This is a genomic window from Lentimicrobium sp. S6 (assembly GCF_013166635.1).
GTDB lineage: Bacteria > Bacteroidota > Bacteroidia > Bacteroidales > UBA12170 > UBA12170.
The window spans coordinates 1-13,010 of the sequence record NZ_JABKBZ010000014.1; the positions used below are offsets into that span (position 1 = coordinate 1).

General features: G+C 35.1%; 12 protein-coding genes and 1 tRNA gene. 3 read left to right on the forward strand and 10 right to left on the reverse strand.

Annotation, left to right across the window (positions count from 1 at the left end):
* The 3 genes from HNS40_RS06840 to HNS40_RS23475 form a co-directional block, all read right to left on the reverse strand.
* Positions 1–313 (reverse strand): Glu/Leu/Phe/Val dehydrogenase dimerization domain-containing protein (locus HNS40_RS06840; protein ID WP_305847157.1); only part of this gene is annotated, 313 nt, incomplete at its 3' end.
* A 207-nt stretch (positions 314–520) separates the two neighbouring features.
* Complete coding sequence (locus HNS40_RS06845; RefSeq protein WP_172279028.1) at positions 521–1,015, reverse strand: hypothetical protein; 495 nt, start codon at positions 1,013–1,015, stop codon at positions 521–523.
* A 67-nt stretch (positions 1,016–1,082) separates the two neighbouring features.
* The gene (locus HNS40_RS23475) at positions 1,083–1,208 is read right to left on the reverse strand and encodes a hypothetical protein (RefSeq protein ID WP_256367526.1); all 126 of its coding nucleotides are present in this window, start codon (positions 1,206–1,208) and stop codon (positions 1,083–1,085) included.
* A gap of 146 nt (positions 1,209–1,354) precedes the next feature.
* Between HNS40_RS23475 and ung the strand changes: the two genes are divergently transcribed.
* Together ung and HNS40_RS06855 are read left to right on the forward strand one after the other, a co-directional pair.
* The gene (ung, locus tag HNS40_RS06850; RefSeq protein WP_172279030.1) at positions 1,355–2,035 is read left to right on the forward strand and encodes a uracil-DNA glycosylase; all 681 of its coding nucleotides are present in this window, start codon (positions 1,355–1,357) and stop codon (positions 2,033–2,035) included.
* Positions 2,036–2,187: 152 nt separating this feature from the next.
* Positions 2,188–2,259: transfer RNA gene (locus tag HNS40_RS06855), tRNA-Met, on the forward strand.
* 125 nt (positions 2,260–2,384) lie between these two features.
* Here HNS40_RS06855 and HNS40_RS06860 read toward each other — a convergent pair.
* On the reverse strand, positions 2,385–5,294 hold the full coding sequence (locus tag HNS40_RS06860; RefSeq protein WP_172279032.1) for a PKD domain-containing protein: 2,910 nt from the start codon (positions 5,292–5,294) through the stop codon (positions 2,385–2,387).
* A 559-nt stretch (positions 5,295–5,853) separates the two neighbouring features.
* Between HNS40_RS06860 and HNS40_RS06865 the strand changes: the two genes are divergently transcribed.
* Positions 5,854–7,443, forward strand: coding sequence for a T9SS type A sorting domain-containing protein (locus HNS40_RS06865; protein ID WP_172279034.1), 1,590 nt, complete (start codon positions 5,854–5,856; stop codon positions 7,441–7,443).
* Positions 7,444–8,818: 1,375 nt separating this feature from the next.
* Here HNS40_RS06865 and HNS40_RS06870 read toward each other — a convergent pair.
* The 6 genes from HNS40_RS06870 to HNS40_RS06895 are packed head-to-tail and all read right to left on the reverse strand — an operon-like array spanning position 8,819 to position 12,939.
* A complete protein-coding gene (locus tag HNS40_RS06870) occupies positions 8,819–10,003 on the reverse strand; it encodes a DUF2062 domain-containing protein (RefSeq protein WP_172279036.1) in 1,185 nt (394 codons plus the stop codon).
* On the reverse strand, positions 9,991–10,362 hold the full coding sequence (locus tag HNS40_RS06875; protein ID WP_172279038.1) for a hydroxymyristoyl-ACP dehydratase: 372 nt from the start codon (positions 10,360–10,362) through the stop codon (positions 9,991–9,993). Before HNS40_RS06875 ends, HNS40_RS06870 begins: the two co-directional genes overlap by 13 nt.
* The gene (locus HNS40_RS06880; RefSeq protein WP_172279040.1) at positions 10,362–10,955 is read right to left on the reverse strand and encodes a hypothetical protein; all 594 of its coding nucleotides are present in this window, start codon (positions 10,953–10,955) and stop codon (positions 10,362–10,364) included. The genes HNS40_RS06875 and HNS40_RS06880 overlap by 1 nt, the downstream gene beginning before the upstream one ends.
* A gap of 7 nt (positions 10,956–10,962) precedes the next feature.
* Entirely contained in the window at positions 10,963–11,598 is a 636-nt protein-coding gene (locus HNS40_RS06885) for an outer membrane lipoprotein carrier protein LolA (protein ID WP_172279042.1), read from the reverse strand.
* Between the two features lie 51 nt (positions 11,599–11,649).
* Positions 11,650–12,111, reverse strand: a complete 462-nt coding sequence (locus tag HNS40_RS06890) for a DUF2141 domain-containing protein (protein ID WP_172346171.1) — start codon at positions 12,109–12,111, stop codon at positions 11,650–11,652.
* Between the two features lie 12 nt (positions 12,112–12,123).
* The gene (locus tag HNS40_RS06895) at positions 12,124–12,939 is read right to left on the reverse strand and encodes a polysaccharide deacetylase family protein (protein ID WP_172279046.1); all 816 of its coding nucleotides are present in this window, start codon (positions 12,937–12,939) and stop codon (positions 12,124–12,126) included.
* Between the last annotated feature and the right edge of the window lie 71 nt (positions 12,940–13,010).

The window sequence follows — 13,010 nt, forward strand, 5'->3', positions numbered from 1 at the left end:
AGAATTTTAAAATACTTAAGTTAACACTTGGGTGGAAACGCAAACCACCTTTATATGGACCGATTGCATTATTAAACTGCACTCTATAACCTAAGTTTACATGAACTTTACCACTATCATCAACCCATGGCACTTTAAAAGTAAAGATACGATCAGGTTCAACAAGTCTTTCAAGTATTCCAGCTGCCTCAAATTGTGGATTAGCTTTTAATACATCTTCTAATGATTCTAAAACTTCCTGAACTGCCTGAAGATATTCTTTCTCACCGGGGTGTTTAGCCTCCAGATTATGCATAAATTGTTGTAAATCCATTTTATTATGTTTTTTAGTTGTTTGAATGATTACTGGGCAAAATTATGATCAATTCAGTAGGTGTATCATCAGTATTTTGCTGATTTTGGTTTCTAAATTAATCTCATTGATTGCAAGCACATTACAAACACAAACCTAGCTTGTTTAGACTATAAAGATACATATTTTTTTTCTAACCAATAAATTCACTTAGAGCATGGGGCACGATTATGGCTTGGTAAAGATAATATCGTCAAAATGCCCCTTCAATAACTCATTAATATAGGTCAATAATTCTTTGGATTGCAATTCCTCTTTACTGAAGTTCTGGTGGATAGCATCGGAGTTTAAAACATACTCCCCTCGTGGACTCATATACGAAAATACAATATTACAATGAGGATGATCCAAGATTATCATAGCCAATAAGGAATGAAAATTACCTAAATCCGGAATCAATCCAGAATCTAGTTTCAATTCCATGTTGAGGTTATTATAACCTTTATGATAATATATATGATTTTTATGAGGGTTTTGAAGATTTAGGACCTTAATTATTTTTTCAGACTCTTCTAGAGTCTTGTCTTCAATTTTATCACCAGAATCTTTAATAATGATATCGTAGGAAGCACTATTGACCTGATCAACCAAATATAATTCCAACTCCTTGGCAGATTTTAATCGAAACTGTAAATATTGGGCTAAAAATAAAGAAATATTCATGTAGGTAAATAAAAGTATCAGACTTGGGATTCCAAATCTGATCTAAATTAATATATAAGAAGAATAATTAGCGTCTGTCTCTTTGATATTGGTATGACTCTCCGTATGCAGGGCATTTCTTACTAGAAACACAAGAAGACATCACTAAACTCAAAACAAAAATACTGACTAATAATATGGCTATTCTTTTCATTATAATTATAATTTGTTCAATTCTTGATTTTCCGCTAAAATAGGCATTTTTTCCAAAACAAATCAAGCTCAATACATTTTTAGGAAAATATTACAAGGAATTATTTAATTGTTTCTAAATTTACATGCTCAAAAAAAACAAGAGATATGTCATCCACCCAAGTAGATATCCATCCTGAATGGTTTGAAGTTCTAGAAGATCAGTTTGAATCAGAATATTTCAGAAAACTAAGAGTCTTTTTAATAGAAGAGAAAAAAAAATATCAAATATTTCCTCCAGGAAAAGAGATATTCTCTGCCTTTAATGAAACTCCATTTAGCAAAACCAATGTGATTATCCTAGGTCAGGATCCTTATCATGGCCCAGATCAAGCCAACGGCATGTGCTTTTCTGTTAAAGATGGGATTCCTCATCCACCATCCTTAAAGAACATATTTAAAGAGATAAGGGATGATTTTGGTTTTCCGATACCTCAATCGGGCGATTTGACTCCTTGGGCAAAACAAGGTGTACTTTTGATTAATGCGACTTTAACTGTAAGAGCAGGACAAGCTGGTTCTCATCAAAAAAAAGGCTGGGAAGAATTTACCGATACCATTATAAAAAGACTCTCTGAACAAAGAGAAGGATTAATTTTTCTGCTTTGGGGTAATTTTGCCATTGCCAAGTCAAAACTCATAGACCAAGAAAAACATCACATTTTGACCAGTGTTCACCCCTCTCCATTGTCTGCATACAGAGGTTTTTTAGGTTGTAAACACTTTTCTAAGACCAATGAACTACTCAAATCAATGGGAAAAGAGCCTGTTAATTGGAAAATTAAATAATTCTTTAAAAAGATTTGTTTTTCATTAGCGCTGACAACTAGAATGTTGTAGCAAATAAAGCTTAGCAAAAGCACAAAACCTAAAACAATATGCTTCCTAGTCTTTGCAGAATGGTTTTTTCTTGTATATTTGCAGTCTCAAAACAACAACAGTGCGGGATGGAGCAGAGGTAGCTCGTTGGGCTCATAACCCAAAGGTCGTAGGTTCGAATCCTGCTCCCGCTACAATGAAAAGCTTAACAGAAATGTTAAGCTTTTTTTGCATTTAATAGCTTTGTTTCTTGACGATAAAAAAAGCCCATCAAAAGAATGATTTCTTTCAATGGGCTTCTGATTAAATTTTTGATAATCTATTTCACCATCATCTTTTTAGTAATGATTTGATCTTCTACCAAGATCTTCACAAAATATATTCCGGTGCTAAGCTGAGAAATATCAAGATTAATGCTTCTATCATTGATAGCTTGACTCATCACCTGATGCCCTTTGGTATCTATCACCTCAATATGCTCAATGATATAATCTGATGCAAACTGAATATTACGGCTTCCTGGATTTGGATAGATTTGAATTTCTTCCTCCTTTATCTCTTCAATTCCATAATAAGGTCCAACCTTTACATAATTGCTTTTGGTTTCGGTATGCATTCCCACCCCATCGCTCACTGTTAAGGAAACCGTGAATTCACCATTATTAGTAAAGGTATGACTTGGATTCTGTAAAGTACTGGTTTGTCCATCACCAAAATCCCAAGACCATGATGTAATACCCTGAATGGCTTTTGTTTCTTGCTCTATTTTTGTTGGATAATCAGGAATAGATTTACCAGTACCTGGCTCGGTTTCTTGTATAACATTAATAATATTTAAACCTTGGGAACCACCATCTATGGTACCTACATACCAAAATCTACCAACACCTGTTGTTGGAGCTTGTAAGGTATAAATCAATCCATTCTGATTGTAAATTTGCACTACAGCATCAGAACTTGTTATTTCTCCGTCACCAGCAAATTTATAAATGTAAAAATGGTAAACTCCATTATAAAACTGATAAATAGTTGTGGTTTCAGGACCATAGCCAGAAGTTACATCATGATCTAGAGCTGCAAATGGAATATCTGTTGCATTTCCTTTATTGGAATAGTAAATATGATGGCTATATCCATCTATCTCTGGAGTTCTTAAATGAGAATCTAAATCTCTTGGATTGGCTCCCCAGTTCACCACAAAACGCATTTCGTTTCCTGTTAATACCGGAGAAAGAGATATGTTTAATTCTACAGTACCATCTGCAGGAATAATTACTTGGTTATTATTATAGGTCAGATAATCGGCAGCCGAACAAGTGACCAATTGAGTATTACTGGTTGACAAGTCGCTAAACTGAACATTTAATGGTCCAACGCCCTGAGGAGGGGTCGCCATAAAATTCGCAGTTAAAGAACCTTCCGGAACATTGGCTATGGAATAATTACCATTGGCATCGGTATAGGCCGATAAACCGCCCACTTCAACTAAAGCACCAGCAATGGCAGTTCCATCAATGGCATCACTTACCATTCCTGATAAAGTAGCTTCACCTTGAGAACCTTCAACATAAATATAATTTTCTTCTGTGGTAGTATGATTAGATACACCGTCGCTTACTGTCAGAGATACATTATAATATCCTCCAGAAGTATATATATGAGAGGGGCTTTGCTCAGAGGAGGATTGTCCATCGCCAAAATTCCAATTCCAAGAAGTAATGGCTTTTCTTTGCTCTTTTTTCTCTGGATAATCCACATTACGTTTTCCAGTACCTGGTTCAGTTTCTTGTATGGTGTTGATAATATTCAAACTCTGTGAAGCTCCATCAATAGTACCAACATACCAAAATCTTCCAACACCTGTAGTTGGTGCTTGTAGGGTGTAAATCAACCCATTCTGATTATAAATCTGAACCACAGCATCGGATGTGGTAATCTCACCTGTTCCAGCGTATTTATAAATATAGAAATGATAAACCCCATTAAAAAACTGATAAATAGTTGTGGTTTCAGGTCCATAACCACTAGTTACATCATGATCTAAAGCCACCCAAGGTGCAGAAGTTGCCGAGCCTTTGTTAGAATAATAGATATGATGAGCTGAACCTTCAATTTCTGGAGTTCTAACATGAGAATCTAAATCACTTGGATTGGCGCCCCAATTGACAATAAAACGCATCTCTTGCCCAGATAAAACGGGAGAAAGTGAAATATCTAATTGCACCTCTTGATTTTCAGGAATAGAAACCTGAGTATTCTGGTAAGTGATATAGTCGGTAGCCGAACAACTAACCAATTGAGTATTACTAGTGGATAAGTCGGTGAATTGAACATTCAATGGGCTACTACCAGAGGTAGGCGTTCCCATAAAATTGGCTGTTAAAGAGCCAGGAGGTACATTGGCAATGCTATAATTCCCAGAAGCATCGGTATAAGCCTGAAGACCTGCCACTTGAACCAAAGCACCTTCGATAGCGGAACCATCCACAGCATCGCTTACTTTTCCAGAGAGTGTACTTCCAACTGAAGACGCCTCTGTACTGACCAAAATATCGTCGAGCATTAAAATAAAAGCATCTTCTGAAAGACACTGAAAAGCAATATATACATCTTGGTTATTATAAGCGGATAAATCTATTTGAAAGGATGACCAGTCATCTGGTAATTCGATAATCCCATCACTGATTTCTGTAAAATCATTAACATTAGTTCCTGTAGTAGAAATTAAGACTTTCAATTTCTCTGCTCCATATTGAACTGTATAGGATTTTCCATAAAAACTTAATGCCGAATTTATTCCTAAAGATAGATTAGAAGTAATCATCCAGTCGTTATTTGTTGGTCCTTGCGAGGGTGCAGAACTAAAGCAAGCTGCAAACTTAGCACCGGAATATGCTGCTAATTCAGTATCAGCAGACTGAGAAGGAGTGGTATTAGCAGGATTAAAGATAATATAGGACATAGCCGTACCCGAATTAGGGAAAGTAACATCCTGAATTCCATAAGTAGTTGTTCCATCAATATCATAAAGTGTCCAAGGGGAGAATACAGTACTAAAATCGGCATAGGATTCAAAAGTCTCTATTACATTTGGCTCCAATTGAATACCTACTCGTTCATTGCTTATCTCCACTTTATTGGGAGGAGTAATAGCTCTATTTGACTGTGCGAAAATCCCTATTGGGAGGAGAAAACCAAAAAGAAAGAGAATAGTGAATTGTTTTTTCATGTTATGGGTGTTTAGTGTTAATATTCAAAATTACTACAATATCACTCCTCTCTGAATTAAATGTATATTCGTTGACGAATAACAAATATCCGCAAATGAATTTTGCATTTTTGAAATTCGTAAATTGAAAAACAATAAATCAGAAAAAATGAACACATTGTATGATTACAAAATTAATTATTGAGGTGTTCAAATAACCACTAATGTATAATCGAATTATTCAATTGTAATACTCTGTGTATTAGATTTTTTTGTTTGCCCCAACCCTAAAGGGAGCAAAAAAACATCAAGCTAAATCAAGTTTGCTGTGACAATTTTAATATATCGCTGATTAACTAATAGGTTATCAAACTGATAGGATAAGTGAACAATTGAGCACCTCAAATTAATTATTATTTCATGAATAAACTGTGATCAAAGGGCTTAAGTAATATTATTTTATCCACAGCTTTTAAACAATAACAGAAGGTGAACAAATCATGATAAAAGAAAGTATTATTCAAAATTTTGTAGCAGAATTTCTAGGAATTTCCCGTAATTTGCAGTTAAATTATAAACTATGATTAAAACATACCGATTACACATCATCCTTTTGTTAATGATTTTCGTGAGTTCTTTCACAGCATCTGGCCAAATTATTAATGAAAGCTTTGAAACTTGGCCCCCTGCCGATTGGACCATTTCTCCTAATTCTGGCACTGGCGCTTGGGTTCAGAATAATGGAATATATAACACTGATGATGGAAATGCGGGTCCAGGATTTGTTTTTGATGGAGAACAAGCAGCTATGTTTAGTAATTATGATTTTATCCCCAATATAGAAGGCTCTATAACCACTCCTAGCTTCGATTTAAGCTCTCTGATAACTCCATATCTAACATTCCAATGGTGGAATAATGACGCCCCATTAGAACCTTCACTATTGAAGATTTCAACATCCATTGATGGAGTGATATTTGTTGAAATTGATGTGATAGAAGCAACTGGCAGTGGCGATAATTTTGTTGAATACCATAAAGTTTTAGATCCTGACGTGGTCAAAATTCAAATTACAGCTGTCAGTGATTTTGGTTTTAAAAACACCTATGTGGATGCTTTTATCATCGATGAAGCTCCTGATTGTATTAAACCAAATGACTTGAGTTTAGTATATACTGACGGAAACTCAGCCACTATCGATTGGACCAATGGTGGAATAGAGGAGTCTTGGTTTATTGAGTATGGTGAATCTGGATTTAACTTAGGAGAAGGAACAAGCTTAAGTACCGATTCTCATCCCTATGAAATAATGGATCTAGAAGCCAATACTAGCTATGATGTTTATGTTAAAGCCAATTGTGGTGAAAATGAGTCAGATTGGGAAGGCCCACTTTCATTTTCAACAGATTGTGATGTCATTATACCAATTGATTGGGAAGAAGGCTTCGAAAATGGAAATCTGGGATGCTTCTCTGTTCAGCAATCTAACGAAGAAGATACTTGGTACTATACCCCCGCAGCTGGATTCATTGAACCACATTCGGGCGAAGGACATGCTCGAATTGGGTATAATGTAAACCCTCAAGATGAGTATTTAATCTCTCCTGTATTTAATTTAGCATACACTGGGTTTCCACAATTAAGCTTCTGGTGGGCCCTTTCTTATAACTACTCTGTGGCTCCTAATGATAATTACGACTTGATTGTAGAAGTAACTACCAACGGGGGGCTTACTTGGACTCCAATTTGGGACGAAACCATGGTGGGCGAATTTGAAAATTGGGTTTATTATGAAGCTTTCATTGATATATCTGCCTATTCTGATGAAGATAGCTTTCAGTTTGCTTTTCATTATATAGGAGCTGATGGTGCTGCGGCTTATATTGATGATATTATTTTAACAACTGAAGTTGGGATAACGGAGAATAAGTCTTCTGATAATGTTCGGTTATTTCCAAATCCTGCCAATGACTTCGTGCAAATTTCTTCTGCTGAAAGCTTAAATAGAATTAATTTATATAACCTGATGGGACAGAAAATATACACACTAAATGTTTCAGACCAATCTCAGGTGCAATTAAATACGGCACTATTTGAAAATGGAATTTACATTTTAGAAATTGAATCTTCCACAAGTATTGAATCTAAAAGGCTGAGTATTCAACACTAAAAGATATAAATATCTTATCAAGAATATATACAGACAATTAAGTACCGATATACCCCTTTGAGTATTGGTACTTAATTTTTTTCGCCTATACAAATCTAGTTAACAAACATTCATTCAAGCTTTTAAACCTTTTCATATTTTTATTTTTCAATCAAAATAAAAGATATATTTGCCTACTTTTAACACTAACATATAAAAGCTATGAAGTTAAAAGTTCTTATTGTTTTCATCCTTATTTCTTCTTGAATGAGCCTTTCGGCGAAAATATTCAGTTGCACTAAGACCTTGGGAAGAACAGAAACCATCCGACCACAACTGTAGAAATGTTCAATCCAGACAAATATGGTAATACCTTCTTTATCGACATGGCCTACAACAGCGGTGGGGTAAAAAGATATTCACACGCAAAGAAAATGAAAAGGGAAATCGCAAAGTTAGCGAAGGGATAAAGCTGAACACAGATGAGACGGATTGAACAGATTCTCGCGGATAGCTTTGAATAAAACAAATGGAAAAATGCATGAGGGAATCAATAATTCGCCAGCTCGCCAGCTCTCTTTTCAAGCATGAATGAGGAAATGATTTAATGATAGAATAGTTTGAACTGCATTAATTTATAAACCCTCTCCAACTCTCCAACTCCCGTATAATGTAGTTTCACGCAAAGAAAATGTAAAGGGAAATCACAAAGTTCGCGAAGGGATAAAAATGAACACAGATGAGACGGATTGAACAGATTCTCACGGATTGCTTTGAATAAATCAAATGGAAAAATGCATGAGAGAATCAATAATTCGCCAGCTCGCCAGCTCTCTTTTCAAGCATGAATGAGGAAATGATTTAATGATAGAATAGTTTGAACTGCATTAATTTATAAACCCTCTCCAACTCTCCAACTCTCCAACTCTCCAACTCCCGTATAATGTAGTTTCACGCAAAGAAAATGTAAAGGGAAATCACAAAGTTCGCGAAGGGATAAAAATGAACACAGATGAGACGGATTGAACAGATTCTCACGGATTGCTTTGAATAAATCAAATGGAAAAATGCATGAGAGAATCAATAATTCGCCAGCTCGCCAGCTCTCTTTTCAAGCATGAATGAGGAAATGATTTAATGATAGAATAGTTTGAACTGCATTAATTTATAAACCCTCTCCAACTCTCCAACTCTCCAAGTCCCATATAATGTAGTTTCTCACAAAGTAAACGCAAAGGGAAATCGCAAAGCTCGCCAAGAAATATGAACACGGATAATACGGATTTAGGGGATTTACACTGATTATGAAACCCATTTCTAATGACTACAACCTTGAACTTTGAACCTTAAACCTTAAACCTTAAAACTTGAACCTTAGGCTTTAAACTATCAGTCCCTACCCCTCTTTTCGCCAAACTTTTAAAACAGACCAGCTAAGCCCCCAAGCTCCAATTCCAGAAACTATAGCCAAGATTACAGCTCCAAGGTAATACTGCAGTAAATCTTCTTTAACATCCTCAAAAGACAAATCGGAGGACAGCTCCGGAAATGTATTTCCACCAAGTAGAGCTGCTCCAGTTAGAAAACTAAAATAAATAATAAAAGGTATGATGGGTGGAACAGAAATATTAGCGGCAATAAGTACAATGGCTTTATTGAGTTTAAGCGGAATGGCAAGCGCGACAGCAATCAGCATTTGAAATCCCCAAACTGGAAAAATCCCCATAAAAATACCAAAGCCAATACTCTTAGCTATAGACTTATTGGAATCTTTAGTTTTTAAAACTTCCTCTAAAATAATTTTCTTTAATTCACCATTAAAAATACGACGGGTTAAATCACGGGGTTTAATCCATAATAAAGCAATCAGCACCAATAAACTATTGAGGAGACTAATCCTAAAAAAATCCCAGAACTTACGGAAATGCGTAATTCTATCATCAGGATATTTTACTTCGATTGGAACCCAAAGCATGGCCACTCCTTTCCAACTCAACCTGACTATGCTCTCTATCTCAAACTCGTAACGTGTGGTGATAAATCGCATCTTTTTAAAATGGGATAAGGGATATAAACGATAACCCGATTGGGTATCAGGGAGACTCTTTCCTGTTTCCAGTTTAAACCAAAAATTACTGAATTTATGTCCAAAGCTAGAACCACCAGGGACACCATCGGCGCTTTCCATATTTCTAGCTCCAATAATCATTGCGCCAGGCTCCTCCTCTACTTTATCGAGAAAAGCTTCCAAATCTTTTGCCAAATGCTGGCCATCAGAATCTATAGAGATGAGATAATCGTAGTCATTTTCTAAAGCCCAATCAATTCCTGTTTTTAAAGCGACTCCTTTGCCTTGGTTTTGCTCATGATGCAATACTTTAATCTGAGAATACTGCTCTAGAATCTGAGCTGTTTCATCACTACTGCCATCATTTACGACCAATACAGAATGGGTATAGGACAATACATCCTCCAAAACTCCTTTTAGCTTTGGAGCATTATTATAGCTGGGAATTAAAACCAAAGTCTTTAAGGTTTCAAAACGAGGTTGCAGCTGATATGGAGTTTCTATTGTTGCCATTCTAGTTTTCCAGTCATTTTGAAAAATACAATATCCTCTTTAATCATTTGGGCTTTAACTTTAAAAAGCCTCTCCTCCGTTTTACCCACATTAATTTCCCAATTCACCACATCTAAGTGTTCAGGGTTCAACATTTGTAAAAACTTAATTTGTCCAGCACTTTGAATTAAAAATTTCTTTTCTTCCGCTATTTCTAGTAATTCCTTTACCATTTGCATCATAGTCACGCCAGGCAGCACAGGGACATCGGGAAAATGGCCTTTAAAAATAGGATTGGTTTTAATGAGTTTGATTTCAGCTTTTAATACAAAATCCTGATAATCTATATTTTGAATAGTATATAATTGATCTTTAAGCATTATTCAATTTTTTTTAAACTGATGGCAATATCGGGATTCTTTTGTATAATAGAAATCATATCCTCTCCTACTTTTTCTGCCGTAGCCCATAGTTTATTTTTCCCTCTAAAGCGTTCTACTTTTTTTAAATCATCTTGCTCCAGAAAATATATAGAATGTATCTGAGGAGCGTAAACTAATAATTCCTGATCTGAAGAATAAGTCTGAACTTCTATATTAAAATCTTGAGGAAGAAGCATGAGTATATTGAGTGCCATGGAGTGTTTCACAAACTTGTAGTCCATGTGTTTCATGATGTGGTTCATCTGATAATCGCCATTCTTGCTAATGGTTAAATCCATCACTTTTAAGCCAAAATCGGTAATCATCACTGCACGAAAATTGGTATCCTGATTTTTGAGAATCAGTTGCCCACTTAACTTTTGACCAAAAGCATCAACTTTGCTTCTATAATGAATTTCATTACTGGACTGAAAACTCGCTAAGCCCTCTATTTTCAATTTGGTAGACTCACTTTGCTTGTCTAGCTTTTTCAACACACTAGGCTGACAGGAAATCAATAGCAGTAGTCCTAGCGCCCATACAATATGCATCAATCTTTTATTTGAAAACATCCTCAACAATTTCTTGGTTTAATTGTTTATTAAAAAAAGCAATTTTGGTATAATCACCTCCCGATTCCATCATAATCAACTGATTAACATCTAGTTTTTCTTTATCAAAGAATATTTCTATATGCTGTAGATAAGCACTTAAATCATCAGCTAAAGGAATAAACCTCACAATGATATTGTTTTCGTCCTCAAAATACTCTTTTTTATAATTAGCCTCTTCATCTAATAGTTTTCCTTGAATACTGCCTGCAATCAGGCCATTCATTTGCTCAAACATCTTATTGGCACTTAAGTCGGTAGAATATTCATCACCATCATCTTTCACGGTTAATAAACCATCGTTCATGATCATGATATAAGCATATGGCTTTTGGTATTCCCATCTGATTTTTTCTTTTTGCATAAACCAAAACTCACCTTCAGAAACAATAGGCGTTTCCAAAAAGCTTAAAACTTTCTCTTGCTTAAAACTGGAATGTAAAGTTTGAATTTCGGTGGTGTATTGATTGATTTTCTTCAACCAGGTTTCTGGCTCTTCTAATATTCTATATTGAGCCATCATGGTAAAAGGCATCAGAATAAATAAAGTAAATAGTAAAGATATATGTAAATGTTTTTTCATGTTTTCCATTTAAGATTCTCCAAAAATCGTTTGCAAAAGTAAGGAATACTTTTAGTCTTTCTTTTTGGGTTTTCTATAAATTAAAACTAATTGCTGATGATGCTCTTTTCCACCTTCCACTAAAAACTTGGCCTGTTCAAAAAACGGAGGTCCAAACTTTCTTAAAGCAGCATTGCTAAAAGCAAAAGGTTCGGCAGGGATTCCGAATTTCTTGGTATCCAATTCTTGGTTATTATTTAAATCTTGAATGATGGACATAGCGTATTCACCATCGGGAAGATTATTGAAACTGACCCTCAGCTCATGGGCTTTTACTTCCACAATCTTCCTATATTTCTCTTCTACTTCACCACCAGGAAACTTGGCAGAATCACTGGTTAAAGACAGGTATAGCTTACCTTCCAAAAGTTCGATATTCTTAATTTGAACCTGGAGGGTATTCTCATTTTGTGCTTGAAGCAATCCTTGAAATAAGATTAAAGCAAAACTTAGGATACATATTATATTTCTCATCATATCAGGCCATTACAGCTTATTTGGATTTAAATCAAAGTGCTCACTCAACCAAGGTAAGGCTTGCTGAAGTAATGCTATGGTACGTAATCTATTATCATGAAAAAGAAGGATTTCACCACCTTTAATCTTATTCTTTATGGATTTTAATATCACTTCGTTGGTGCGCCTACTCCCATCAAAACTTCTAAAGCTCCATGCTACAGATTTCATGCCAGATTTTTTAATCAAATTTGCTATTCTAGGATTTGTTATCCCAAAAGGTGGACGAAAAAACTGGGTCTTCTCACCAGCAATTTGCTCAATAAGTTTATTCGTTTTTTCTACTTCAGCTAACATTTTTTTTTCTGAGAAAATATCAAAAAGATGATGATGACTATAGGTATGGCAGCCAATAATATGGCCTCTTGATTTTATTTCTTCTAATAGCAAAGGTGCTTCCTCTGCCTGTTTTCCAATCACAAAGAAGATGGCTTTAGCTTGATATTGGTCTAATAAATCAAGAACCAATGGGGTATAAACTGGATGTGGTCCATCGTCAAAAGTTAATAGCACTTTACTTGTATCCTCTATTTTTTGAATGGATGGAAGAAAGAAATTCAAACGAATATTCACAACTCCCAAAACGATGATAAAAAGGTAGATGGCAATAGGGATAATGAGGCAATAATAGGATGTGAAACTTGCAGCTGCTAATGCTATCAGAATGGCAAAAACAATAAAAATTAGGATATTGATATTTCTATAGTTGAGCAATCTAGAATATAAGGAAGTAGATTTCTCAAATGGTGTTTCAATAAATCCATTGTTCTTTTTATTATTGCTCATATAACAATATTTTCTATACCTTGAGTGAATACACAGACAATACAGCACATATACATTTTAATTCCAGTTTT